This is a genomic window from uncultured Campylobacter sp. (assembly GCF_905371695.1).
In the GTDB taxonomy this organism is placed as follows: domain Bacteria; phylum Campylobacterota; class Campylobacteria; order Campylobacterales; family Campylobacteraceae; genus Campylobacter_A.
Genome location: NZ_CAJPMA010000001.1, coordinates 1 through 24,306, shown reverse-complemented (window position 1 = coordinate 24,306; position 24,306 = coordinate 1). Strand labels below are relative to the sequence as shown.

General features: G+C 45.7%; 24 protein-coding genes. 13 read left to right on the top strand and 11 right to left on the bottom strand.

Annotation, left to right across the window (positions count from 1 at the left end; all coding sequences use genetic code 11):
- The first annotated feature begins 127 nt into the window (after positions 1–127).
- Genes QZ147_RS00120 through lpxD form a run of 3 tightly spaced genes read left to right on the top strand, consistent with a single transcriptional unit; the run spans position 128 to position 3,238 of the window.
- Positions 128–1,819 carry an acetolactate synthase large subunit gene (locus QZ147_RS00120; RefSeq protein WP_295145944.1) on the top strand — a complete coding sequence of 564 codons (1,692 nt, stop codon included), beginning with the start codon at positions 128–130 and terminating at the stop codon, positions 1,817–1,819.
- A 2-nt stretch (positions 1,820–1,821) separates the two neighbouring features.
- A complete protein-coding gene (gene ilvN / locus QZ147_RS00115) occupies positions 1,822–2,283 on the top strand; it encodes an acetolactate synthase small subunit (RefSeq protein WP_295145975.1) in 462 nt (153 codons plus the stop codon).
- 1 nt (position 2,284) lies between these two features.
- A complete protein-coding gene (gene lpxD / locus QZ147_RS00110) occupies positions 2,285–3,238 on the top strand; it encodes a UDP-3-O-(3-hydroxymyristoyl)glucosamine N-acyltransferase (protein ID WP_295145942.1) in 954 nt (317 codons plus the stop codon).
- 205 nt (positions 3,239–3,443) lie between these two features.
- Here lpxD and QZ147_RS00105 read toward each other — a convergent pair whose 3' ends face one another.
- Genes QZ147_RS00105 through tgt form a run of 3 tightly spaced genes read right to left on the bottom strand, consistent with a single transcriptional unit; the run spans position 3,444 to position 5,676 of the window.
- Positions 3,444–3,794: a hypothetical protein gene (locus QZ147_RS00105; RefSeq protein WP_295145940.1), complete on the bottom strand. Its 351-nt coding sequence runs from the start codon at positions 3,792–3,794 to the stop codon at positions 3,444–3,446.
- On the bottom strand, positions 3,794–4,519 hold the full coding sequence (locus QZ147_RS00100; RefSeq protein ID WP_295145938.1) for a CorA family divalent cation transporter: 726 nt from the start codon (positions 4,517–4,519) through the stop codon (positions 3,794–3,796). The genes QZ147_RS00105 and QZ147_RS00100 overlap by 1 nt, the downstream gene beginning before the upstream one ends.
- A complete protein-coding gene (gene tgt, locus QZ147_RS00095; protein WP_295145936.1) occupies positions 4,516–5,676 on the bottom strand; it encodes a tRNA guanosine(34) transglycosylase Tgt in 1,161 nt (386 codons plus the stop codon). Before tgt ends, QZ147_RS00100 begins: the two co-directional genes overlap by 4 nt.
- A gap of 105 nt (positions 5,677–5,781) precedes the next feature.
- Between tgt and QZ147_RS00090 the strand changes: the two genes are divergently transcribed.
- From QZ147_RS00090 to mog, 10 genes are all read left to right on the top strand, one after another.
- On the top strand, positions 5,782–6,882 hold the full coding sequence (locus tag QZ147_RS00090) for an MlaE family lipid ABC transporter permease subunit (RefSeq protein WP_295145935.1): 1,101 nt from the start codon (positions 5,782–5,784) through the stop codon (positions 6,880–6,882).
- Positions 6,879–7,631: an ATP-binding cassette domain-containing protein gene (locus QZ147_RS00085; RefSeq protein WP_295145933.1), complete on the top strand. Its 753-nt coding sequence runs from the start codon at positions 6,879–6,881 to the stop codon at positions 7,629–7,631. The genes QZ147_RS00090 and QZ147_RS00085 overlap by 4 nt, the downstream gene beginning before the upstream one ends.
- Complete coding sequence (locus QZ147_RS00080) at positions 7,621–8,550, top strand: MlaD family protein (RefSeq protein ID WP_295145931.1); 930 nt, start codon at positions 7,621–7,623, stop codon at positions 8,548–8,550. The genes QZ147_RS00085 and QZ147_RS00080 overlap by 11 nt, the downstream gene beginning before the upstream one ends.
- The gene (locus QZ147_RS00075) at positions 8,551–9,150 is read left to right on the top strand and encodes an ABC-type transport auxiliary lipoprotein family protein (RefSeq protein ID WP_295145929.1); all 600 of its coding nucleotides are present in this window, start codon (positions 8,551–8,553) and stop codon (positions 9,148–9,150) included. It begins immediately after the preceding gene.
- Positions 9,151–9,246: 96 nt separating this feature from the next.
- Positions 9,247–10,671, top strand: coding sequence for a TrkA C-terminal domain-containing protein (locus QZ147_RS00070; RefSeq protein WP_295145927.1), 1,425 nt, complete (start codon positions 9,247–9,249; stop codon positions 10,669–10,671).
- A 38-nt stretch (positions 10,672–10,709) separates the two neighbouring features.
- On the top strand, positions 10,710–11,753 hold the full coding sequence (gene aroB, locus QZ147_RS00065) for a 3-dehydroquinate synthase (protein WP_295145925.1): 1,044 nt from the start codon (positions 10,710–10,712) through the stop codon (positions 11,751–11,753).
- Positions 11,750–13,333, top strand: a complete 1,584-nt coding sequence (locus tag QZ147_RS00060) for a mechanosensitive ion channel domain-containing protein (protein ID WP_295145924.1) — start codon at positions 11,750–11,752, stop codon at positions 13,331–13,333. The genes aroB and QZ147_RS00060 overlap by 4 nt, the downstream gene beginning before the upstream one ends.
- Positions 13,333–14,574 carry a tRNA (N(6)-L-threonylcarbamoyladenosine(37)-C(2))-methylthiotransferase MtaB gene (gene mtaB, locus QZ147_RS00055; RefSeq protein WP_295145923.1) on the top strand — a complete coding sequence of 414 codons (1,242 nt, stop codon included), beginning with the start codon at positions 13,333–13,335 and terminating at the stop codon, positions 14,572–14,574. Before QZ147_RS00060 ends, mtaB begins: the two co-directional genes overlap by 1 nt.
- Positions 14,537–16,225: an ATP-dependent metallopeptidase FtsH/Yme1/Tma family protein gene (locus QZ147_RS00050; protein WP_295145921.1), complete on the top strand. Its 1,689-nt coding sequence runs from the start codon at positions 14,537–14,539 to the stop codon at positions 16,223–16,225. Before mtaB ends, QZ147_RS00050 begins: the two co-directional genes overlap by 38 nt.
- Positions 16,226–16,234: 9 nt before the next feature.
- Positions 16,235–16,774, top strand: coding sequence for a molybdopterin adenylyltransferase (gene mog / locus QZ147_RS00045; protein WP_295145919.1), 540 nt, complete (start codon positions 16,235–16,237; stop codon positions 16,772–16,774).
- A gap of 13 nt (positions 16,775–16,787) precedes the next feature.
- On the opposite strand, the gene QZ147_RS00040 is transcribed toward mog, so the two are convergent.
- From QZ147_RS00040 to QZ147_RS00005, 8 genes are all read right to left on the bottom strand, one after another.
- Positions 16,788–17,399: a DedA family protein gene (locus QZ147_RS00040; RefSeq protein WP_295145917.1), complete on the bottom strand. Its 612-nt coding sequence runs from the start codon at positions 17,397–17,399 to the stop codon at positions 16,788–16,790.
- A 36-nt stretch (positions 17,400–17,435) separates the two neighbouring features.
- Positions 17,436–18,083 carry a LysE family transporter gene (locus QZ147_RS00035; protein ID WP_295145916.1) on the bottom strand — a complete coding sequence of 216 codons (648 nt, stop codon included), beginning with the start codon at positions 18,081–18,083 and terminating at the stop codon, positions 17,436–17,438.
- 68 nt (positions 18,084–18,151) lie between these two features.
- A complete protein-coding gene (locus QZ147_RS00030; protein WP_295145914.1) occupies positions 18,152–18,934 on the bottom strand; it encodes a MetQ/NlpA family ABC transporter substrate-binding protein in 783 nt (260 codons plus the stop codon).
- Positions 18,935–18,953: 19 nt separating this feature from the next.
- Positions 18,954–19,733: a MetQ/NlpA family ABC transporter substrate-binding protein gene (locus tag QZ147_RS00025; RefSeq protein WP_295145912.1), complete on the bottom strand. Its 780-nt coding sequence runs from the start codon at positions 19,731–19,733 to the stop codon at positions 18,954–18,956.
- A 111-nt stretch (positions 19,734–19,844) separates the two neighbouring features.
- Entirely contained in the window at positions 19,845–20,621 is a 777-nt protein-coding gene (locus QZ147_RS00020) for a MetQ/NlpA family ABC transporter substrate-binding protein (RefSeq protein ID WP_295145910.1), read from the bottom strand.
- Positions 20,622–20,884: 263 nt separating this feature from the next.
- Positions 20,885–21,559 carry a methionine ABC transporter permease gene (locus QZ147_RS00015; protein ID WP_295145973.1) on the bottom strand — a complete coding sequence of 225 codons (675 nt, stop codon included), beginning with the start codon at positions 21,557–21,559 and terminating at the stop codon, positions 20,885–20,887.
- Positions 21,559–22,515: a methionine ABC transporter ATP-binding protein gene (locus QZ147_RS00010; protein WP_295145908.1), complete on the bottom strand. Its 957-nt coding sequence runs from the start codon at positions 22,513–22,515 to the stop codon at positions 21,559–21,561. The genes QZ147_RS00015 and QZ147_RS00010 overlap by 1 nt, the downstream gene beginning before the upstream one ends.
- The coding region (locus QZ147_RS00005) for a class I tRNA ligase family protein (RefSeq protein ID WP_295145906.1) at positions 22,512–24,306 on the bottom strand (1,795 nt) is incomplete at its 5' end. The genes QZ147_RS00010 and QZ147_RS00005, both read right to left, overlap by 4 nt.

Below are 24,306 nucleotides of genomic sequence, written 5' to 3'. Positions count from 1 at the left end.
AAGACTTTAAAATTTCATAAAAAACGTAACCAAATTTTACGTCTCGCTTAAAATTTCGGGCATTATCATTTTTATTTAACCTTAATAAAGCTATAATCGACTTTTAAATTTCAAAAAGGCAGACAAAATGAAAGAGTTAAACGGTTCGCAGATGATAATGGAAGCGTTGCACGAAGAGGGCGTGGAGGTCGTTTTCGGCTATCCTGGCGGCGCGGCGCTAAATATCTACGACGAAACTTATAAGCAAAAATATTTCAAACACATTTTGGTTCGCCATGAACAAGCCGCTACGCACGCCGCCGACGGCTATGCGAGGATTAGCGGTAAAGTAGGCGTAGCGCTGGTAACGAGCGGACCGGGGTTTACCAACGCGCTTACGGGGCTTGCTACGGCGTATAGCGACAGCATTCCTATCGTGCTAATCAGCGGTCAAGTGCCTACTTTTATGATCGGCACCGACGCCTTTCAAGAGATCGACGCCGTCGGTATGTCGCGCCCGTGCGTCAAGCACAATTTTTTGGTTAAAAGCATCGAAGAGCTGCCGCGCATAATAAAAGAGGCGTTTTATATCGCTAGAAGCGGACGTCCGGGGCCCGTACATATCGATATTCCAAAAGATATTACGTCCAAAACGGGTGTTTTTAACTATCCCGAAGAAATTTCGATCCCTACTTATAAGCCGACGCTAAAAGGCAACGCCAAGCAGATCAAAAAAGCCGCCGAGGCCGTGTCCGCGTGTAAAAGACCGCTGCTTTATATAGGCGGCGGCGCGGTGGCATCAAACGCGTCGGATCTAATTAGAAAATTCGCCCGAAAAACCGGCATCCCCGCGGTAGAAACTCTAATGGCGCTAGGCGTAATGGACGCTAATGACGAGTTAAATTTAGGTATGTGCGGGATGCACGGCAGCTATGCTTCTAACATGGCGCTTAGCGAGTGCGACTTGCTAATCGCTTTGGGAGCTAGATTTTGCGACCGCGTAACGGGCAGAACTAGCGAATTTGCCAAAAACGCGAAAATCATCCACGTAGATATCGACCCGAGCTCTATTTCAAAAATCATAAACGCGCATTTTCCGATAGTAGGCGATTTAGCAAACGTCCTTGAAGAGCTAATACCAAAAGTAGAGGCAAAACCCGAGCGATTTAGCGAGTGGAGAGAAATTTTGGCAAACTACGGCAAGCTAAATCCGACGTTTTACGACGATAGCGACGAGGTTTTAAAGCCGCAATGGGTCGTGGAACAAACGGCCAAAATCGCGGGCAAAGACGCCGTAATCTCGACCGACGTCGGACAGCATCAAATGTGGGTCGCGCAGTTTTATCCGTTTAATCGCCCGCGCCAGCTAATTACCAGCGGAGGTCTGGGCACGATGGGATACGGCTTGCCCGCGGCCCTAGGCGCAAAGGCGGCGAATCCTAAAAATTTAGTAGTAAATTTTACGGGCGACGGCTCGATTTTGATGAATATCCAAGAGCTAATGACTACGTTTGAAAGCGGTCTACCCGTCGTTAATATCGTGCTAAATAATAGGTTTTTAGGTATGGTACGCCAGTGGCAGACGTTTTTTTACGGAGAGCGCTACTCGTCGACCGATCTTAGCTTAGAGCCCGATTTCGTCAAAATCGCGCAAGGCTTCGGCGGCGTAGGATACGTCTGCGCTACGAAAGAAGAATTTAACGCGGCGCTAAAAGATGCGATAAAGAGCGGTAAAACGGCGATCATAGACGTTCGCGTGGACCGCTTTGAAGACGTGTTACCGATGGTGCCTGCGGGTGCCGCTATATACAATATGATGCTAAAAGGCAAGCAAAAATGAGTATAAGAAGAGTAATTTCAGTCATAGTTTTAAACGAACACGGCGTTTTGTCGCGTATCGCGGGGCTCTTTGCGGGGCGCGGGTATAATATCGACAGCTTAACCGTAGCGCCGATCCCGGAAAGCGAATTTTCGCGCCTTTCTATCGTAACTAGCGGCGATGAGCGCGTATTGGAGCAGATCGTAAAACAGCTTCACAAGCTAATTCCTACTTACAAAGTCATAGAAAGCGGCGAGTTCGTAGAAAAAGAGATGGCGCTGGTCAAAATTCCGCTAAACGAGAGCTTTGCCGGGCTTGACGCGATACTTAAAGCCTATAACGGCTCGATCGTAAATACCAACGAAAACTACATCGCGGTAATGGTCGCCGACGACACCGCGCGGATAGAGGGATTTTTAAAAACGATAAAAAAATACAACCCGACCGATATCGTTCGCGGAGGGTCGGTTTTAATGGATATTTAAGATGAGACTAAGCGAAATAGCACAAAAAACGGAAGCTAAATTTAGCGGGGAAGATATCGAAATTTTCGCGTTAAATTCGCTCGCTCGCGCAAATCGCGCCGAGCTTACCTACTGCGACGGCGAGAAAAACGCGAAATTTATAGCAAATTCAAACGCGGGAGCGATTTTGGTTAGTCCGAATTTGCTTCCGCTCGTGCCTGCTGGCATGACGGCGGTCGTCTGCGATAATCCGCACCTAGCGTTTGCGATTTTAAGCGCGGATTTCGCAAAGCCGCTTTTTTGCGAGCCGCGCCCCGCAAACATAGCTCCTAGCGCAAACGTAATGCCGAACGTCTACGTGGGGTCGGGCGTTGAAATTGGAGAGAATTGCGTGATAATGGCGGGCGCGTTTTTGGGCGATAACGTTCGCGTAGGCGCAAACTGTATAATTCATCCCAACGTCGTAATTTACAACGATTGCGTGATCGGAAACGGCTGCCATTTGTTGGCAAACTGCGTAATAGGAAGCGACGGCTTCGGCTACGCGCACACCAAAACGGGCGAACACGTAAAAATTTATCACAACGGAAACGTCGTTTTAGGCGATTACGTCGAGGTCGGCGCCTGCACGACGATAGACCGCGGAGTGTTTGAAAGCACGACGATAGAAAGTTATACTAAAATCGATAATTTAGTGCAAATAGGACATAATTGCGAGCTAGGGCGCGGCTGCCTAATAGTCTCGCAAACCGGGCTCGCAGGCTCTACGACGCTCGGACGAAACGTCGTAATGGGCGGACAAAGCGGATCGGTCGGGCACGTAAGGATCGGCGATTTCGCGCAGATAGCCGCGCGCGGCGGAGTGAGTAAAAGCCTTGAAGGCGGCAAGAAATACGCCGGTGCATATCCGATAATGGAGCTGGGCGAACATTTAAAGACGCAGGCAAAATTGTTGCGTATCGCGAAAAAATCTTAAAATTTACCTTTTGCGACCGTCTTTGAAGCTTATAAAGTTAGCCGCTATATTTGCGGTTAAGCGCAAAGACGCGAAAAATAGCGGAAATTTCGCCGCGCTACGAGCGCGGTGCGGCGAAATAAAAAACGACCGAGGAAAACCGCCTTAAAGCCGAGCACGGTAAAGCGGGTCGCAAACGCGAAAGTTAAAGCGCAAACCGCAAATTTTAGTCTCGCTCTTTAAGCTCTTCGTACCTATCGCAACCTGCCTTATCTCCGCCGTCGCACGCTTTTTTAAAAAGCTCTTTCGCTTTTGCGGCGTCCTTTTTAACGCCTAGACCTTGCGCGTAGAGCGCTCCTAGCTCGCCGCAAGCTTCAAAGGCGTCTTTATCGCAGGCGATTTTATACATTTGCGCCGCCTTTTCGTAATAAGCTTGCGTGCGCGCCATATCCGTAAAATACTTGCCCGCTTCCATACACGCCTGCGTATCGCCCGCATTGCAAGCCCTTTGCCATGCGGCTATCTCGCCGAACGCCGCGCTCGCGTAAAAAAGCGTCGCAAAAAGTAAAATTTTCATCAATTTTGCCTTTTGCTATACAGCCAAAACAGCCCCGCAAGCCCCACCAGAACCGCGCCCATCGCGCAAGTTACGATAAAAGTAGCGTTAGGATACTCGCTTAAAAATAGCCCGTTCGTATTCATTCCAAAAAAACTAGTTATAAAATTTAGCGGCAGCAAAAGCGCCGAAATCATCGTCAACATATAGATATTGCGGTTGATTTTGTCGTTTTTTACGCTTTGAATAAAGGCGTAAATATCGTCCAGCCCCGCTCCGCACTCGGCGACTACGCTTTTTGCGGCGCCGGTTTCGGCGATGAAGCGTTTTAGCGGTTTTTTAAGCGCGGTTTGCTCGTTGGCGCAGGTTATCAGCGCGTCTTGTAGGCGCGAAATTTTGTTATAGAATTTGCGAATTTCGTATTTTAGCTCGGCGTGCCGCTTCATAAATTCGGGATATTCTTTTGGCTTTTTGTAAATCGTCTCGAAACTCTCCAAATGCCCTAAATAGCGCGAAATTTTCTCCTTATGAGAGCTTAAAATTTTTTTGATCGCAGCCGTTAGTTCGTCTATACTCGCGCGCTCGTTTAGCGCTTCGTCGGTAAAAATTTCGCCGTTTTTAAAGAAAAATTTATAATGCGCAAGCTGCGCGGAAGTGGCGAAATTTAAGTATTCGTAACTCTCGGCGTAAAAATATCCCGTAACCGCTCTGGCGCCGGGCTTTAAATTTTGCGAATTTTCGCTCATTTAGCTTGCCTTTTTTCGTAAAATTCTCTTCTAAATTCGGCAAATTTCCCATCCTTTATCGCCGCGCGAATTTGCTTCATTAAATTTAGATAATAATGCAGATTATGAATGCTGGCTAGGCGGTAAAAACTAAGCTCGCGCGCGCGAAATAGATGATTTAGATAGCCGCGGCTGAAGCGCTTGCACGTGTAGCAGTCGCAGTGCGGATCGATCGGATCGTGATCGCTGATAAAGCCCGCGTTTTTGATGCTGATCTTGCCGAAGCTCGTAAATAGCGTGCCGTTGCGGGCGTTGCGCGTAGGCATCACGCAATCAAACATATCCACGCCGCGAGCGACGTTTTCGACGAGATCCTCGGGCGTACCGACCCCCATCAAATATCGCGGGCGCGCCGCATCGACGAAAGGCATCATGGCCTCGACGGTTTCATACATCAGCTCGTTTTTTTCGCCCACGCTGAGCCCTCCGATCGCAAGCCCGTCAAAATCCATCTCGCACAGCGCTTCGGCGCAAAATTTACGCGCCTGCGGGTCGGTTCCGCCTTGAATGATGCCGAAGATATTTTGATTTAGCCCGATGCCCCGCGCCTGCGAGCTTTTGTGATACTCTACCGCTTCGCGAGCCCATTTTATCGTGCGTGCGACGCTTAGATCGATGCGTTTTTTAAGCCGCGCCGCTTCGTTCGCGTCTAAATTTCGCGGATCGCGCGGCAAATCGACTAAATCGTCTAGTATCATCATGATGTCGCTGCCTAGCTCATACTGCGTATCTAGCACCGAGCGGGGCGTGAAGTAATGCATGCTGCCGTCGATGTGGCTTTTAAATTTTATGCCGCCCTCGTCGTTTTTAGTGTTTGCGCGCAGACTAAACGCCTGAAAGCCGCCGCTGTCGGTTAAAAAACTGCGGGGAAATTTCGTAAATCCGTGCAGCCCGCCGAATTCCGCCACCGTTCGCGAGCCTGGGCGCAGATATATGTGATAGGTATTAGCTAAAATTATCTTAGCGTCTAAAATCTCGGCCATATCGGTCGCGTCTAGCGCCTTAACTGCGCCCACGGTGCCGACGGGCATAAAAACGGGAGTTAGAATTTCGCTATGCGCCGTTACGATACGCCCAGCGCGCGCCGCGCCGTCGGTATTTTCTACTTTAAATTCCATAAATTATCCTTTTGGACGGTATTTTAGCAAAAATTTAGCGGGTAAAGGCAAATTTATAAATTTTAGGTAAAATTGCGGCTAAATTTAAAAATTTCAAGGTAAATTTTGTCAGAAAAAATCAAAATTTCAAGCGAAAACGGCGTTTGCGAAATTTCGTTTTGCGGCGAAATTAGCTACAAAGACGCAAAAACGCTTTATGCGGCGCTAGATCGAATTCGTAAATTTAATGCGGCAATAAGGCTAAATTTTAGCTTGCTTAACCGCATCGACTACGCGAGTTTAATTTTAATAATCCGCGCCGCAAACGGCAAAAAATATGAAATTTTAGGCGCAAACGATAAAATTGCCTCAATGCTGGCGCTAATTAACGACGGTAATATAAACGCCGATTATTTACCCGTGCAAAATCGTCTAAATTTTTTGGCGCGGCTAGGAAAAAAGATATTCGACGGGTTTATTAATTTACGCGATTTAAGCGGATTTTTGGGCGAATTTTTAATAAAAACGGCCAAAATTTTACCCGTTCCTTCGCGTTTAAGAGGCAAAGAGATTAGCAACTACGTTCGCGACGCGGGCGTAAACGCCGTATTTATCGTGGCTCTTACGTCGTTTTTAATCGGTATAGTGCTGGCGTATCTAGGTAGCTCGATGCTAGCAAGCTTCGGGGCTAGCATTTTTATCGTAGAAATTATGGGTATGCTAACCCTTAGAGAAGTAGGCCCGCTAATCGCGGCTATCGTAATCGCGGGGCGCTCGGCGTCTAGCTTTACCGCGCAAATCGGAGCTATGAAAATTTCAGAAGAGATAGACGCTATGAAAACTATGGGCTTTGATCCGTTTAACTTTTTGGTTTTGCCGCGTATAATAGCGATGACGGCGTGCGTGCCGATAGTAATTTTCTTAGCCGACGCCGTAAGTATAACGGGGCAAATGTTCGTTTGCAAAATACTGCTAGGGATCGATTTTAGCGATTATTTAAGCAGATTTAGGGACACGGTCGAGCTGCGCCATTTCGCCGTCGGTATGATAAAGGCTCCGTTTTTCGGTGCGATAATCGCGATAATCGGCTGCATGAGGGGGTTAGGCACCGCAAATAACGCGCAAAGCCTGGGCGAGATGACTACTCTTAGCGTCGTAAACGCGATATTTTGGGTTATCACGATAGACGCGTTTTTCGCGATCGCGTTTAACTGGATGAAAATATGAGCGAGAATTTAATCGTCGGCAAAGACGTAACCACTAAATACGGCGAGCGCGTGATGCACGACGCGGTTAGCTGGCATGTAAAGCAGGGCGAAATTTACGGCTTTTTAGGCGGTAGCGGCTGCGGTAAAACGACGCTGATGAAAACGATGATGTATCTAAAACGCCCCGTTAGCGGCGAAATTTTATTCGGCGGGCAAGATATGTGGCGGGCGGACGAGAGCGCGCGGCAAGAAATTCGCCTGCAAAGCGGGACGATGTTTCAATTCGGCGCGCTATATAGCTCGATGACGATTTTAGATAACGTTGGCGTGCTTTTAAGCGAATATTCGAAATTTAAAAAGCGCGAGATTGATGAAATAGCGATGTTTTGGATACAAAAAGTAGGGCTTAAAAAAGAAGCCGCCGCGCTTTATCCCAGCGAGCTTAGCGGCGGGATGAAAAAAAGAGCCGCGCTAGCCAGAGCGCTCGTGCTTAGTCCTCGCGCGCTATTTTTAGACGAGCCAAATAGCGGATTAGATCCGGTTAGTTCCCGCCAAATGGATGCGCTGGTGCGAGATCTGCGCGATACTTTGGGCGTTACGGTCGTGATGGTAACGCACGATGCGGATAGTATTTTTGATATATTGGACCGCTTTTTAATAATAGAAAATAAAAAAATAGCCTTTGAAGGTACGCTTAGCGAGCTGCAAAAAGCGCCGAGAAATCCGCTTGAAGAGCTATTTAAGATGAGGGTAAATAATGGAAAATAGGAATTCTTATACGATCGTCGGGATGTTTTTTTTGTTGTGCGTGACGGCGTTCGTGGGCTTTGTATGGTGGATGAGCGGCGATAGCGGTAAGCTAGAATACAAAAACTACTATATCTACACAAAAGAGCTTCCAGCCGGACTAAAAGAGGGCTCGGCGGTAAAATTTATCGGCGTCCCGGCGGGTAGCGTAGGCGGTATAAATTTCGTAAAAGACGCGGACGCACTCATCGAAATAACGCTAAAAATCAGAGACGATCTGCCGATAAAAAAAGATAGCGTAGCAAACACGGAATTTCAGATAATTAGCGGCGTAGCCAGCATTAATATCAGTCGCGGAACGCAAGATTTTAGCAAAGACGATAAACCGGTATTAAAGCTTGAAGATAGTCTTTTAAGCAAGGTAAAAGACGACGTGCAAAGTATGGGCGAGAAAATTTACGGTACGTTAGAGCGCGTAGACCGCCTGCTATCGGAAAAAAACGCGCAAAATTTAGAAAGCATAGTCGCGAATTTGCAAAATCTTAGCGCGCAAATCGCAAACGAGCGAAACGCTAAAAATTTAAGCGAAATTTTAAACAATCTAAATGAGTTAAGCGCGAAACTAAACGGGCTTAACGTAAAACAAACGAGCGAAAATTTAAACGCGTTATTAAAAGACGCGGATACGCTAATAGCTTCTATAAACGGCGCGATAGGCGGATTTAACGGCCTGCAAAAAAGCGTGCGAGATAGGGTAGAGGGCGGAGAATTCGATTTAAGAGCGAGTTTAAACCCGATGATCTTAGAAGCTACGAATTTGCTAAGCGATTTTCAAAAGACGCTGCGAGGATTTCGCGCCGCGCTTGATAGATTAGAGGATAATCCGTATGAGTTTTTCTTTAAAGAGCCGGTGCAAGGCGCGGATAAAAAGGGGAGATAGATGGAAATTTTACGAATTTTAGGGGCGCCGCGAGCAAGATTTTACGCGGATAAAATTTTAGTTTCGTTTTTGAGCGCGACGATAATCTGCGGATGCTCGCTAAAAATGCAAGTAGAGCAGCCTACGATGTACGAACTTTATTACGCAAACGCAAAATGCGGCGCGCAAACGGAGGGGCGTAAAAATATCTACATTCAAAACGTAGGGGCGCTCGATCTAGTCGATACTAGCAATATTTTAATCGTAGCCGAAAACAACGAGATACGCTACTTAAAAGACGCAAAATTCGTAACGCTGCCTAGCGAGATGATCTATAAAGCGCTGGTTAAGGGCGCTTATCTAAACTGCGGCGTAAAGCCCGTATTTGCGCCAGGAACCGACGATTTGCGCTTAAAAGTAAATATAATTTCGCTGCAAATTAGAGGCGATAAGGCTGAAATTTCGATGGCTTACGAGCTATTTACGGCTAAAAAGTCTATTAAGTCCGGTATCGTTAATAAAGAGCTATTTTGTCCCAATCCTAGCTCAAAGACGGTGTTTGAGACGATAAATAAGGCGGCTAATCAGGCGATAGACGAGCTTTTGGCGCAGGCTATTTAGCGCCGTCTTTGCGCTTTAATTTAAAGCTCGAATTTTACGCAATCGTAAATTTAATCTCGTTCTGTTATAATCCCACTTTAAATTTACGGAGTTTAAATGAAAAAAATTTTAATAGTCGCGGACGGAATTTTGGCGAAAAATTTCTTGCGACGCCTACATAATTCAAAAATTAGCGAACACGAATATTTAATAATCAGCGACGACGAAACCATGGGCGAAGACGCGCAAAATTTAGAAAATTTTACTTTCCGCTACTTCGACGCTACTAGCCTTTCAAAGCTTAAAAGCGCGATCGACGGCTATTTTAGCCAGTTTTGCGTCGTTAGCCAAAACCGCGCCGAGAGCTTTGAAATTTACGAAAATTTACGAAAAATAAGCACGAAAACCGACCTTGTTTTTATGAATCTTTGGCAGCTAAGCGAGCGCGAAAAAGAGCGCTTCTTGCAAGATAAACACCTAGACGTAGTGGACGTTAGAGACATAACGGCGGCTAGACTTATGGACTGCTTGCCCGACGTGCCGGTATTTGCCGATAATATCGGACTGATAGAAGGCGAAATAATGGAGGTAAAAGTACCCGTAGGAAGCGCTTATATGTATCGCCGAGTCGGTCAGATCAAGCAAAAAAAGTGGCGTATCGCGCTGATATATCGAGGCGGCGAGATATTAATGCCAAAACCCGCCGAATCTATCCGTCCAGGCGATACGCTGCTGCTTACGGGCGAGCCTAGCGTATTGCAAAACGTCTACCGCGCTATAAAACGCGAGAGCGGGCAATTCCCGAGCCCTTTTGGAAGCAACATATACGCCGTAATCGATATGCGCCTAATGAGCGAGGCTAGGGTAGCTAAAATTATTGACGATAGCCTATTTCTACACGAAAAATTAAAAAATAAGCGGCTATTTTTTAAGGTTTTGAACCCGACTTTGGGTAAAAATTTAGACCGTTTAAAGGCGCTAGACGATAAAAATATTGCGGTTTTGATGGATTATTTTTCAAAGAATAACTCAAAACTCGCATCGGAAATTCCACTTTTAGACGTCGGCCTAGTAGTTTGCGACGACGGATATTTTTCAAAATTTAAGACCGTGCTTTACGCGCTGAAACTACCCGTTTTAAAGCTCGGCGTTAAAAATTTAAAAGAGGTGAAGCAGGGTGTTATTTTAGGCAGCCAAGGCGACGAGATAGAAAATCAATCCGCCGTGATCGTGGATTGCTGCGCGCAGCTTCAAATAGAGGTAAAATTTTACCATTTTGACTCTAAAAATAGCGATAAAACCGCGCTTGCCGAGCATTTTGAAAGCCTTAGCGAGATATTTTCAAAGCGTATTAGTATCGAAAGCAGCGGCGATATAAATCCGCTCGTAAAGCTAAAAAACGAAAAAGATTTATTGCATTTCGTAGTTTTCGACGAAAAAATAGCAAACGACAATAAGCTTGCGTTTTTAAGCGCGGACCTAAATAGGCTTTATAAAATTTTAGGCAAAAACGCGCAGCTTTTCGTGCCTACTAGCGCGTAATTTATGAAATTTTAGATAAAATCGGCCAAAGGTTTAAAATGCAGATAGATTTAACGCTAAAACAAAAAGAGAAAAATTATAAAGTCTTTATCGACGAGCTTAATAATGAGCTTGAAATCCCCGGCAAAGTAGCGATCGTGACTAATCCCAAAGTAGCGGGACTTCATTTAAAAACGCTGCTTAGCGCTCTAAAATGCGACGAATATTTTATCGTAACTATCCCCGACGGCGAGGAATATAAAAATTTAACAGTCGCGCAGGAAATTTTAGAGCAGCTTTTTACGAGCAGGCTTGACCGCGCAAGCACGTTAATAGCCTTCGGCGGCGGCGTGGTAAGCGATATTACGGGATTTTGCGCGAGCATCTACGAGCGCGGGATTGATTTTATCAATATACCGACCACGCTGCTAGCGCAAGTAGACGCTAGCGTAGGCGGAAAAACGGGCGTAAATAACAAATTCGGCAAAAATTTAATCGGTTCTTTTAACCAACCCGGGGCCGTTTATTGCGAGACGAAATTTTTACGCACTTTGCCACCCAGGGAATTTGCCGCGGGCGTCGCGGAGGCGATAAAAATGGCGGTAACGTTCGATGCGCGAATGTTTAACGAACTTGAAAACGCGGATTTAAAAGACGAGAGAAATTTAACCGCCCTAGTAACTAGATCGGTCGAGATTAAAGCGCGCGTAGTCGAAGCCGACGAGAAAGAAAAGGGCCTTAGAGCGGTGCTAAACTACGGTCATACTTTCGCGCACGTGATAGAAAACCAGACGAATTACAAGAGTTTTTTACACGGCGAAGCGGTGGCTATCGGTATGAATATGGCAAACCTACTAGCCGTAAATTTAGGGCTTTTAAGCGAGCGAGACGCCGAGCGGGTAAAGAAAGTTTTGATCAAAAATAATCTTCCGGTAAGCTATAAAATTTCAGACGAAGAAGCGTTTTGCGACGCGTTTAGCCTAGATAAAAAAAGTCAAAACGGTAAGGTAAAATTTATCCTGCCAAAGGGTATCGGAGACGCGGTGATAAAAAGCGACTTGCCTCGCGAGGAAGTGATTAAAATTTTAAGAGAGTTTAAATGAAAATTTTAGCCCTTTTACTTACTTTTTTTGCTTTTGCGTTGTCTGACGAAAACGCGACTTTACCGCTTGAAGACGCGGGGTTTGATTATTCAAAGAGAGCTGAAATTTTAAAAGAGATACAAGCGATAGATAACGCGCTAAAAAATAACGTTTGGATTACTAGATACGCAAATTACAACACCTATCAAAAGCTAGCGAGCGAGCTTAGCAATACCGAATTCGCCGTTAAAAAAGGCGCGAAAAAATCGCCCGAACTAGAAAAAAGGATCGCGACGCTAAAAGAGCAGATAAATTTGCTAAAAGAGTACGAAAACGCGCCGTTTTCTAATATGTTAGCCGCGCCCGAAGTAGAAAATCCTCCGCGCATAATAAATCCGATCGAGCTAATCTCGGGCTTTTCTTACATTAAAAAGATAAGAACCGATAAGGCTGAATATTCAAAGCATATTTTAGAGCTTGACGGGCTAATCGAGAAACTAAGCGGCAAAGAGGACTTGCTAGCAAAACTCGTGGAAATAATGCCTAGCGAGCTAAATAAAGACGAGCTTGAACTAACCAGACAAGAAATAGCCGACTTTAAAGCGGCCAAACAGATCGCTACGACGACGTTTAACGTCTATGAAAAGCGCGCCGACGAAGCGGTAAACATAACCGGCGGCGAGATAAAATCGCAATTTGTTAGCATGGCCTACATCGCTATCGTAATTTTAATCTCTATCGCGCTATTTTTCTTTGCGAAATTTATCGCCAAGCGCACTATCACGGACAACGAACGCTTTTATACGGTCAATAAATTTTTAAATTTTATCAACGTTACGCTAATTATCGTAATTTTACTTTTTGCGTACATCGAGAACGTAACTTATTTAGTGACGGTGCTGGGCTTTGCCTCGGCCGGTATCGCGATCGCGATGAAGGATATGTTTATGAGTATGCTAGGCTGGGTGGTAATAATGTTCGGCGGTTCCATACACGTAGGCGACCGCGTGCGAGTGCTTCACGCAGGATCTGAATTCGTCGGCGACGTGATAGATATTTCGATGCTTAGAATGACGGTGTTTGAGGACGTTACGTATTCCACTTATAAAACCAATCGCCGTGCGGGACGCATAATATTTATTCCGAATAATTATATTTTTACCGACCTAATCGCAAATTACGCGCACTACGGGATGAAAACCGTCTGGGACGGCATCGATATAGCTATTAGCTTCGATAGCAATCACAAAAAGGCCGCCTATATTGCAAAAACGATAGCGCGTAAATATTCAAAAGGCTATACCGAGATCGCAAAGCGCCAGATGACGAAGCTTCGCAGTCAATATAGCATTAAAAATCCAAACGTGGAGCCCAGAATTTTCACGTTTTTCGAGCCTTACGGCATAAACGTTTCGGTCTGGTTTATGTCTAACTCTTACGCTACGCTCGCGCTTCGCAGCACGATTAGCGCCGAGCTTATAGACGCGTTTAATAAAGAAGACGACATCAAAATCGCCTATCCGACGCAGACTATGTATTTTGATAGGCGTCAAATTCCCAGCGCTCACACCGAGCTAAAAGACGAGGACGGCGCGCAGTAATGCAAAAGGTGTTTTTTAAAACGTTCGGATGCCGCACGAACATCTACGACACCGAGCTGATGAAGCGCTACGTAAAAGATTACGAGATAACGAACGACGAAGACGCCGCCGACGTAATCGTAGTAAATTCCTGCACGGTGACTAATTCCGCCGATAGCGGCGTTAGAAGCTACATTAACGGCGCTAAAAGCCGCGGCGCACGCGTTATACTAACAGGCTGCGGCGCGGTCAGTAAGGGCAAAGAGCTATTTGAAAAGTCGGGAATTTTCGGCGTTTTGGGAGCTAGCGAGAAATCTCGCATAAACGAGCTAATCGGCGGACGAAACCGCTTTTTCGAGCTTGGGAATTTAAACTCGATCGACCGCGATATCGTGACTAATTACGAAAACCACACGAAAGCGTTTATTAAAATCCAAGAAGGCTGCAACTTCTCTTGCAGCTACTGCATCATCCCTTCCGTACGCGGAAAGGCGCGTAGCATGGACGAGGCGGCGATTTTGCGCGAGGCTAAAATTTTAGCGGCAAACGGCTATAACGAGCTAGTATTAACGGGCACTAATATCGGCAGCTACGGCAGGGATAGCGGTAGCTCGCTGGGGCGTTTGCTTCAAAATTTAGGCAAAATTTCCGGCATCCGTCGCATTAGGCTAGGCAGCATAGAGCCTAGCCAAATAGACGAGAGCTTTCGCGAAATTTTGCGCGAAACATGGCTAGAGCGGCATCTGCATATCGCGCTACAACACACGAGCGAGAAAATGCTAAAAATCATGCGCCGCAGAAACGAGGCGTTTAGCGATTTAGAGCTTTTTTTAGAGCTTGCTAGCCTAGGCTTTGCGCTAGGGACGGATTATATCGTAGGCCATCCAGGAGAGACGCCCGAAATTTGGAGCGAAGCGCTGGAAAATTTTAAGAAATTTCCGCTTACGCACCTGCACGCGTTTTGCTATTCGCCTCGCGCAGAGACGCATTCGGCGGGGCTTAAAACCGACGTTAGCGGCGACGTAGCCAAAGAGCGGCTTAAAATTTTAAAAGGGATAACGGACGAGAAAAATTTGGTATTTAGAAGGTTGCGACGAGAAATTTTAAGCGTCCTAGTCGAGAGTAAAAGCGGCGAATTTTACGAGGGCTTCGATCAGTTTTACAATAAAGTTTTAATAAATTGCGAGCGGGATATAACAAAAGAATGGGTGGAGGTGAGCGAATATGAGGCAAATATCGGGGCTAATTACGCAAAAATTTAAAAGCAAGAAAAATATTTTAATCGTAAGCTCCGCGCTTTTGGCGATTTTATTAATCGCGGCGAGCTTTCGAGGCGAGCCTAAGACGATAAATTTTAGCGATTATAAGCAGCTGCTTAGCCAAAATTTTATCGACCGTGCGGTAATCGAGGGCGATGAAATAATTTTATACGCGCAAAATAACCGCTACAAAGTGGTAAAAGATAGCGTAAATTTAAGCGAGCTTTTTAAAGTAGCGCCGATAGAAAACAAGCAAATCTACGTCGATACGAGCGAAATTTTAACGATTTTAATCGTCTTTGCGGCGTTTTTTATCATTTTAGTCGCGCTCGCTAGGGTTAAGAAAAAAGAGCAAACGACCGAACTAAAAAACGGCGAAAAAGCCGAAGCTACGGGCGTCGAGGGGTTATTAAACTCGTTTGCGCTGCCGGTTATTTCAAACGTTAGCTTTGCCGACGTGGCGGGCATAGAGGACGTCAAAAGCGAGCTTGCGGAGATCGTAGATTTTTTAAAAAACCCTATGAAATACAAAAATTTCGGTATAAAAATGCCCAAAGGCGTACTGATGGTAGGGCCTCCCGGAGTAGGTAAAACGCTCGTCGCAAAGGCGGTCGCGGGCGAAGCGAACGTGCCGTTTTTTTACCAAAACGGCGCTAGTTTCGTGCAAATTTACGTCGGAATGGGCGCCAAACGCGTTAGAGAGCTGTTTTTAAAAGCCAAAGCCTATGCGCCCTCTATTATTTTTATCGACGAGATAGACGCGGTCGGCAAGAGTAGGGGCGGAGGCAGAAACGACGAGCGCGAAGCCACGCTCAACCAGCTGCTAACGGAGATGGACGGTTTTGAGGACAATTCGGGCGTCATAGTGATCGCCGCGACTAATCGCATCGAAATGATCGACGAGGCGCTGCTACGCTCGGGGCGATTCGATAGACGCGTATTTCTTTCGATGCCAGATTTTAAAGACCGCGCGGCGATACTTAAAACCTATCTTAAAAACAAGCGTTGCAACGCGGACGTAAACGAACTAGCTCGGCTAAGCGTCGGATTTTCCGGCGCGGCTCTATCGACGCTGGTTAACGAAGCCGCGATCAACTCGCTAAGACGAGGCGGCGATACGATAAACCTTAGCGATTTTGAAGCTGTATTAAACAAGGTGCTTTTAGGCAAAAAAAAGGTGCTAAGTTATAGCGAAGAGGAGAAGCGAATTTTAGCTACCTACCAGGCGGCAAAGGCGCTTGCGGCGTATTGGTTCGAAGTAAAATTCGATAAAATTTCGCTCATAGAAGATCGCTTCACGCTAGCCGAGCGCGAGATCGAGTCTAAAACGCAAATGCTTTCGCGCGTAAAGGTACTGCTAGCGGGAATGTGCAAGCTAGAACTCGATGAAAACGATCTGTTTTCAAACGCGGCGCAAGACATAAACGCCGCAAAGGAGCTAGCGCAAAAAATGGTGTTTGAATACGCGATGGGCGGAGCACTAATGCCAAATCCGACCGACGTGGATAAAATTTTAGCGCAGGCGAAGGACGAGATGACCAGCTTTTTACGCGGAGTGAGCCCGCAAACGGCTAGCGTAGCGCAATACCTACTAGATTACGAAAGTATCGAACGCGAAACGATCGTAGATATTTTAAATAAAACTTACGAATAAGGAGATGTTATGACGGCAAAGATCGGCATTTTAACGCTTAGCGACCGCGCCAGCGAGGGCGTATACGAGGATAAGTCCGGCGCCGCGATAAGAGAGTGCTTAGACGAGTGGATAATAAGTCCGCGCGAGTATTTTTACGAGGTGATACCGGACGAATTGGAACTAATTTGCGAGAGGCTAAAATTTATGACCGACGAGCTAGGCTGCGACTTGGTTCTAACTACGGGCGGCACGGGTCCTGCGGTACGCGACGTAACGCCCGAGGCAACGGAGGCGGTGTGCGAGAAAATAATGCCCGGCTTTGGCGAGCTAATGCGCGCGCAGAGCCTAAAATACGTCCCGACGGCGATCTTATCGCGCCAGACGGCGGGCATTAGAAAGCACGCGCTAATTATTAATCTACCGGGGCAGCCCAAAGCGATAAAAGAGTGCTTAGAGCCCGTATTCCCCGCGGTTCCTTACTGCATCGACCTAATCGAGGGCGCGTTTATAGAGACGGACGAAACTAAAATGAAGGTTTTTCGTCCTAAACAAAAGAAAATTTCGTAAATTCGGTAGCCGACTAAATTTTCGGTCGGCTCTTTCTTTTTAAAACCGCAAAATAAACTCCGCTAATCGCCGCGACCGCTAAAAGCAGACCTATCGTAATTTGAGTCATTTTTTCGTGTACGAGTTCTTGATTGGCTCCTAGAAAATAGCCGACGGTAAGTAATATCGCCACCCAAACGGCTGCGCCCAGTGTTGTATAAAAGCAAAATTTAAAGATATTCATCTTTGCAAGTCCGGCAGGTAGACTGATGTATTGACGTATACCAGGGATCAAGCGGCAGTTAAACGTAGAAATTTCGCCGTGCTTATTAAAAAAAGCTTCGAATTTCGCCATTTTTTCATGCGTGATCCAGACATAGCGCCCGTATCGCTCGATGAGCGATCTTCCGAAAAAAAAGCACAAATAATAATTAAACGCGGCACCCGCCAGCGAGCCCGCAACCCCCGATGCGAACGCCGCTACCAGACTCATCTCGCCCTTGTGCGCCAAAAAGCCCGCGGGTATCATTACTACTTCGCTAGGAAACGGAAAAAACGAACTTTCTAAAAACATCATAAAAAATATACCGACGTAGCCCCACTGACTTACGGTAGATACGATAAAATCTATAATTTCATGTAGCAAATTAAACCTTAAAGCAAAAATTAGAGGCGATTTTAGTCAAAATTCGCTTAAAATTTCGCTTGCTAGCTCGTAAAATATCGCGCATGCAAAAATCGCAAAAACAGCCGAGCATATACCGTCAAGCATGCGTTGGTTTTTTAAAAATATCTCGCGAGCCTTTTTGGCAGAGAAAATTTTGCCAAGCAATGTAAAAGTAATCATACTTTCAACACCAATAACCGTCATTAGCAAGATCACACTACTAGCCTCGCTTGTATCGCTAATAAAATTTGAAAAGATACTGGCAAAGTAAAGCACAGCCTTTGGGTTTGAGAGATTTGTCAAAAAACCTAATGTAAAAAATCGTAGGCTAGAAGCGTTTAGTTCGTGCTTTGCGCCCAAATTTATACTGCTGCCTTTTCGCGATGAGTTTAACAAAATGATTGATAAATAAAGTAGGTATGCCACGCTAAATGCCATTAAAATCAGTCTAAGCGGTGGAAAGAGTGTAAAGAGCGTTTTTAGTCCAAATGCGGTCAATATAATCCAAACAAGTATGCCCGCACCTACGCCAAGACAGGCAAATACGCTTTGTTTAAAGCCATGAGCTAGCGATGTGCGGAGTATGAGAAATATATCTGGTCCGGGCACGATAAGCGCGATAAAGTGCGTAACCATAATAGTAGCAATTAAAAGCAGATTCACAAAATTCCTTTAATGGCAAGCGTAATCAAAATAGTTAGGGCTGGCGGTCAAGCAACCGCCATAAAATTTTAAAACGACGGAATCACCGCGCCTTTGTAGCGGTCCTCGATAAATTTCTTTACTTCGGGGCTTAAAATCGCCTTATCAAGCGCCTTTATTTTCGGTAAATTTTCATTACCCGCCTTTACGGCTACGTAGTTCGTATACGGGCTATCTTTGCCTTCTAAAAGTAGGGCGTCTTGCGTAGGTTTTAGCCCGACGTCTAGCGCGTAGTTAATATTAATAAACGCGATTGCTACTTCGTCTAACGCGCGCGGAGTTTGAGCCGACTCCATTTCGATAAATTTTAAATTCTTAGGATTTTGTACGATGTCGTGCGGAGACTTATATTCGCCGTCTTTTGCCTTAATAACGCCCGCTTTTTCAAGCAAATTTATTGAGCGCGTAGAGTCTGCGGTGTTGTTTGAGATAGCGACCTTATCGCCGTCTTTTAGCTCGTCTAGCTTCTTGATTTTACGAGAGTAAATACCCATAGGCTCGACGTGCACGCCGACGGTCGGGACTATGTGCGTGTCATTGTCTTTATTAAACGACTTCATATACGGCAAGCCCTGAAAATAGTTTGCGTCGAGATCTCCTTGTTCGACGGCTAAATTAGGAATCACGTAGTCGTTAAAAACTTTAACTTCTAGTTTATAGCCCTCTTTTGCCAAAAGCGGCGCTACGACCTCTTCTAAAATTTCGGCGTGCGGGACGGGAGTGGCGCCTATTACGATCGTCTTTTCATCGCCCGCGGCTTGTAGATTTAGCGCAAAAAGCGCGCCCGCTAGTAAAAATTTTAAATTTTTCATTTATTTCCTTTTTGATTAATTAAAATGTCGGCAGTATCGCGCCGTTATATTTTTTAAGGATAAATTCCTTAGATTCTTTGCTAGTAGCCGCGCTTACAAGCGCTTTAATTTTAGGTTCGTTTTCGTTTCCGGATTTTACTACGATTATGTTTGCGTAAGGACTATCGGTATCCTCGATCAAAAGCGCGTCTTTGCTTGGATTCATCCCCATATCAAGGATAAAATTCGTGCTAATCGCTGCTAAATCGACGTCATCTAGCGCGCGCGGTATAAGCGCGCCTTCAAGTTCGGTAAATTTTAGGTTTTTAGGATTTTTAACGATATCTTGCACGCTCGCTACTTTGGCATTTTTATTTAGCTCTATAAGCCCCGCTTTTTGCAAAATTTGAAGCGCTCTATTGCCGTTGCTAGGATCATGAGCGATCGCGACGGTAGCGCCGTCTTTTAGCTCGTTGATATTTTTAATTTTCTTGGAGTAAAAGCCCAGCGGCTCTAAGTGGATCGCCGCGACGCTAACTAAATTTAACCCGCGCGTTTCGTTTTGGTTTTGCAAGTAGGGTAGATGCTGGAAAAAGTTTGCGTCCAGCGAACCGTCTTGCGTAGCGACGTTTGGTATCGAGTAGTCGCTTATTTCTATAATATCAAGGTCGTAGCCTTCCTTTTTAAGCTGCGGTTTGATCGCCTCTAAAATTTCGGCGTGCGGGACGGGAGAGACCGCGACTTTAATGGTGTGCGCCTTATCGGCGGCGTTTAGCGATAACGCTACTAGCGTAGATAGCAAAATTTTGCTTATTTTCATTGTTTTTCCTTTTAGATTTAGCACAAAAGGTAAAAAGCCTTTGAGCGGGGTTAGCCTGGGCGCAACGGCCCGGCGACTTGAAATTTTACTCGTTAGAGCGCCTAAATTCGGTTAAAAAGCCGGAAGTATCGCGCCTTTATATTTATCCTCGATAAATTTTTTAACGCTCTCGTCGTTAATGGCTTTGTCGAGGGCTTTTGTTTTTGGACTGTTTTCGTTACCGGCTTTAACTACTACGTAATTTACGTAAGGACTATCTTTGCCTTCGACGACAAGAGCGTCTTTGGTTGGGTTTAAATTCGCGTTTAGCGCGTAGTTTGTGTTAATAACGGCGATCGTAACGTCGCTTAAAGTACGCGGAAGCTGCGCGGTTTCGATTTCGCTAAATTTCAGGTTTTTAGGATTTTCGGTTATGTCAAGCGGAGTTTTTAGCGGGTTGTCGTTTAACTTAATTAGTCCCGCGCCGGCTAGCACGTCAAGCGCGCGAGATTCGTTTGTAGGGTCGTTTGGAATCGCGACGCTATCGCCGTTTTTAAGCTCGTTAATGTTTTTAATCTTTTGCGAATAAACCGCCATCGGCTCTAAATGTACGCCGACGGTTTTAACCAAATGCGTGCCTTTATTTTTGTTAAATTCGTTTAAATACGGAAGATGTTGGAAGAAATTCGCGTCTAAATCGCCGTCCTCAGTAGCGAGATTAGGTATAGAGTAGTCGTTAAATTCCTTGATTTCAAGCGCGTAGCCTTCTTTTGCTAGAAGCGGTTTAATCGTTTCTAAAATTTCTGCGTGAGGAACTGGGGTGGCGCCTACGACGATTGTTTTAGCTTTGTCTGCGGCATTTAAGCTAACGGCAAGCAAAGCGCCTAGTAAGATTTTAGAAAATTTCATTGTTTTATCCTTTTTAAAAATTTTTGCTAGCGAATTTAAAAAGGATAAGCGTATAAATGGGAGCTTAAATTTCTTTTTAAATGCTAGCCAATCTAAGCACTTAAAAAGAAATTTCGCGCTTAGGTTAGTCTCTCGACGACTCGTTTCGGGTATAGCGACGCATATCGCACATATCTGATTTCATGGCTGATCCTTTCGGGTAAAATTTAGCGGTGATTGTAAGCAAAAAAACTTTAAACAAAAATAAAAGTAGCCGATTACGGCTACTTTTTAGTAATTTTATAGAGATAATTGCCCAAAATTTGCACGATTTGCACCATTATGATTAAGATCACGACCGTGTAAAACATAATATCCGGGCGGAAGCGCTGATAGCCGTAGTTTATCGCTACCGCGCCGAGACCGCCGCCGCCTACCGCGCCCGCCATCGCCGAAAAGCCGATATTTACGATTAGCGTTAGCGTAAATGCCGAAACGATACCGGGCAACGCCTCGACGAACATTATGCGAAAGATAATTTGAAAATTCGACGCGCCGAAGCTCTTTGCCGCTTCGACGATGCCCTTATCGACCTCTTTTAGCGAATTTTCGATTAATCTAGCCACGAAAGGCGCTGCGCCGATAGTAAGCGGAACGATGGCCGCCGTGGTACCGATGCTAGTGCCTACGATGAGCTTGGTAAGCGGGAAAAGCACGATGATGAGTATGATAAACGGAAAGCTTCTAAGCGTATTTATCACTATGTCGAGCGTAAAATAACATTTCGGGTTCGGTTTTAGCCCGTTTTTATCCCAAAGAATTAAAAGCACCGCGGGAATTAACCCTATTATAAACGCTAAAAGTGTGGAAACTAAGCTCATATAAAGCGTTTCGTTAATCGCCGGAAGTAAAATTTTATTAAAAAGCTCCGGAAATTTCGAAAAATCTATGCCAAACATCACGCCACCTCCCATAAAACGCCGCTTTTACTTACGTAATCAAGCACGCGCTGCTTATCGCGCTCGTTTACGTTTATGACTAAATTTCCCAGCACGCGCTCGTTTAGCCGCTCTAATTTGCCCCAGACTATATTAAAATCGATATCTAGCTCGCGCGCCATGCTGGTTATTACGCAGTTTTGCGCGACCTCTTTTGGAAAAAATAGCCTAATATTTACGCCGCCGCTAGGTAAAATCTCCTCCTCGCCCAAAAATTCCTTCATCTTCTCGTTGGGTTTTAAAAACAGCTCCTCTACGCTACCGCTGCCGATGACTTTGCCGTGTTCTAGCAATATCGCGCGCGAGGCGATAGATTTTACGACTTCCATCTCGTGCGTGACGATGACGATGCTAATTCCAAGCTCGCGGTTAATGCGAGTAAGAAGCTCCAAGACGCCTTTGGTGGTGTTCGGATCAAGTGCGCTGGTCGCCTCGTCGGAGAGTAAAATTTTAGGATTTAGCGCTAATGCCCTAGCGATCGCGACGCGTTGCTTTTGACCGCCGGAAAGCGCGTTAGGATAACTTTTTGCCTTATCGCCGAGCCCTACTAAATTTAAGAGTTCGTTTACGCGCGAATTAATATGCGCGTTATCAAATCCCCAAAATTTAAGCGGCGCGGCGACGTTTTCAAAGACGTTTTTGCGGCTCATCAGCGCGAAATGCTGAAAAATCATCCCTACGTCGCGGCGAAACGTTCTAAGCTCGTCATTTTTTAGCTCGCTAATTTCTCGCCCGAATACTTTAAGCGAACCGCCTTGATAGCTTTCTAATCCGTTTATGCAGCGAAGCAACGTCGATTTGCCCGCGCCGCTGTGACCTACGATGGCGAAAATTTCGCCCTTTGCTACGTTTAGGCTGACGCCGTCTATCGTTAGCGCCTGTCCGTAAAATTTCTTTAAATCTTTAATCTCTATCAATCTTGACCCCCGAGCGCGACCAATTCGTCGCGAATTTTATTAAATTTTTCCTGCGCGACGGCAAGCGCTTCGCGGTTAGCCTCGACTACGTTTGCCGGCGCGGAAGCGATGAATTTTTCGTTATTTAGCATATTCGATAGCTTCTGTATCTCTTTTTCAAGCTTTATTTTTTGCGAATTTAGACGCGCCGTCATCGCGCCCGTATCGACGCCAGCTAACGGAACGAAGCTCTCTAAATTTTCGCTTACGTCGCGGATCGCGCCTTCTAGTTTTTCGCGCGTAAATTCCACGTCCTCGCATTTTGCGAGCGTTTTTATGTAATTTGCGAATTCGCCCAAATTTGCGCCGTCGTCGTTAGTTTTTACGTATGCTAGCGGGATTTTGGCGTTGCCTAGCTCGATTTGCGCCTTTGCGCGGCGAATGCTAACGATAGCTTCTATAATTAATGCGAAATTTCGCTCTATCGCCTCGTCGCGACTTAGATTAGAAGGATAGCTTTGTACCATGATGGACTGCGCGCCATCTTCTAATTTCGTGCCGCTAAGCTCGTGAAATAGATACTCGCTGATAAACGGCATAAACGGGCTTAGCGCGCGCATAGCCTCTTTAAATATCGCGCCCAGCTCGCTTATCGCGCCTTTGTCCGCCTTGCTAAGCTCGATGCCCCAGTCGCAAAATTCGTCCCACAAGAAGCGGTAAAGCGCCGTCGCCGCGTCATTGAAGCGATAAGCGCTTAAATTTTCGCGAACCTCGCGAACGCATTCGTTAAAGCGCGAGAGCATATATTTGCCCAGCGCGGTTTTTATTTGAACGTCTTCTAAATTTTCGAATTTGCTCGCGTTTAGCAGTAAAAATTTGCTCGCGTTATAAAGCTTGTTGGTAAAATTTCGCACCAGCACGAGTTTTTCTTCGCTTAGCCTTATGTCGCGTCCCTGCACGGCTAAAAGCGCGAGCGTAAATCGCAAAATATCGGCGCTGTATTCGTCTATTTTATCGAGCGGATCGATGATATTTCCGCTGCTTTTGCTCATTTTTTTGCCGTCTTTATCTTTTACTAGCGCGTGTAGATAAATATCTTTAAACGGAATTTGCCCGAGCGCGTTTTGGCACTGAAACATCATTCTAGCGACCCAAAAAAACAGTATGTCAAAGCCCGTAATTAGCATCGTATTGGGGTAAAATTCCTTCAAATCGCCCTCAAACCACTTTTTGTTTTTTAGCTCGTCGCCGTTACCCCAGCCGAGCGTGCTAATAGGCCAAAGCCCGCTGGAAAACCACGTATCTAGCACGTCCGGATCTTGCGTAAAATTTTGCCCGCCGCATTTTGGGCATTTAGCGGGTTTATCGGCCTCGTCCGCCCACTCGTGTCCGCACTCGCAGTAAAATACGGGAATTTGATGCCCCCACCACAGCTGACGGCTGATACACCAATCTTTTAACTCTCTCATCCACGCGTTAAAACTATTAATCCAATGCGGCGGATAAAACTGCGCGCCGCCTTCGTTTACGTTACGGATCGCCTCGCTCGCGATCTCGTTTTTTACGAACCATTGTTTTGAGATATAAGGCTCGACTACGTTTTTGCAGCGGTAGCAGTATCCGACTTGATTTTCGTAGTCTTGGGTCTTTTCTACGTTGCCTAAACGCTCCAACTCGGCCACGATCGCTTCGCGCGCTTCAAGCCGCTCTAAGCCCTGAAATTTCGCGCAATACTCATTTAAAATGCCCTTTTCGTCAAAAACGGTTATAAATTCGAGATTATGTCTCAAAACAATGGTTCGTAAAAAACGA

Bases quoted from the DNA above. Each gene is read 5' to 3' on its own strand.
- QZ147_RS00120 (WP_295145944.1), top strand. From the start codon at position 128: ATGAAAGAGTTAAACGGTTCGCAGATGATAATGGAAGCGTTGCACGAA.
- QZ147_RS00030 (WP_295145914.1), bottom strand. From the start codon at position 18,934: ATGAAAAATTTAAAATTTTTACTAGCGGGCGCGCTTTTTGCGCTAAAT.
- aroB (WP_295145925.1), top strand. From the start codon at position 10,710: ATGCAGATAGATTTAACGCTAAAACAAAAAGAGAAAAATTATAAAGTC.
- QZ147_RS00025 (WP_295145912.1), bottom strand. From the start codon at position 19,733: ATGAAAATAAGCAAAATTTTGCTATCTACGCTAGTAGCGTTATCGCTA.
- QZ147_RS00085 (WP_295145933.1), top strand. From the start codon at position 6,879: ATGAGCGAGAATTTAATCGTCGGCAAAGACGTAACCACTAAATACGGC.
- QZ147_RS00080 (WP_295145931.1), top strand. From the start codon at position 7,621: ATGGAAAATAGGAATTCTTATACGATCGTCGGGATGTTTTTTTTGTTG.
- QZ147_RS00020 (WP_295145910.1), bottom strand. From the start codon at position 20,621: ATGAAATTTTCTAAAATCTTACTAGGCGCTTTGCTTGCCGTTAGCTTA.
- mtaB (WP_295145923.1), top strand. From the start codon at position 13,333: ATGCAAAAGGTGTTTTTTAAAACGTTCGGATGCCGCACGAACATCTAC.
- QZ147_RS00100 (WP_295145938.1), bottom strand. From the start codon at position 4,519: ATGAGCGAAAATTCGCAAAATTTAAAGCCCGGCGCCAGAGCGGTTACG.
- mog (WP_295145919.1), top strand. From the start codon at position 16,235: ATGACGGCAAAGATCGGCATTTTAACGCTTAGCGACCGCGCCAGCGAG.
- QZ147_RS00070 (WP_295145927.1), top strand. From the start codon at position 9,247: ATGAAAAAAATTTTAATAGTCGCGGACGGAATTTTGGCGAAAAATTTC.
- QZ147_RS00060 (WP_295145924.1), top strand. From the start codon at position 11,750: ATGAAAATTTTAGCCCTTTTACTTACTTTTTTTGCTTTTGCGTTGTCT.
- QZ147_RS00105 (WP_295145940.1), bottom strand. From the start codon at position 3,794: ATGAAAATTTTACTTTTTGCGACGCTTTTTTACGCGAGCGCGGCGTTC.
- QZ147_RS00075 (WP_295145929.1), top strand. From the start codon at position 8,551: ATGGAAATTTTACGAATTTTAGGGGCGCCGCGAGCAAGATTTTACGCG.
- lpxD (WP_295145942.1), top strand. From the start codon at position 2,285: ATGAGACTAAGCGAAATAGCACAAAAAACGGAAGCTAAATTTAGCGGG.
- tgt (WP_295145936.1), bottom strand. From the start codon at position 5,676: ATGGAATTTAAAGTAGAAAATACCGACGGCGCGGCGCGCGCTGGGCGT.
- QZ147_RS00050 (WP_295145921.1), top strand. From the start codon at position 14,537: ATGAGGCAAATATCGGGGCTAATTACGCAAAAATTTAAAAGCAAGAAA.
- QZ147_RS00015 (WP_295145973.1), bottom strand. From the start codon at position 21,559: ATGTTTGGCATAGATTTTTCGAAATTTCCGGAGCTTTTTAATAAAATT.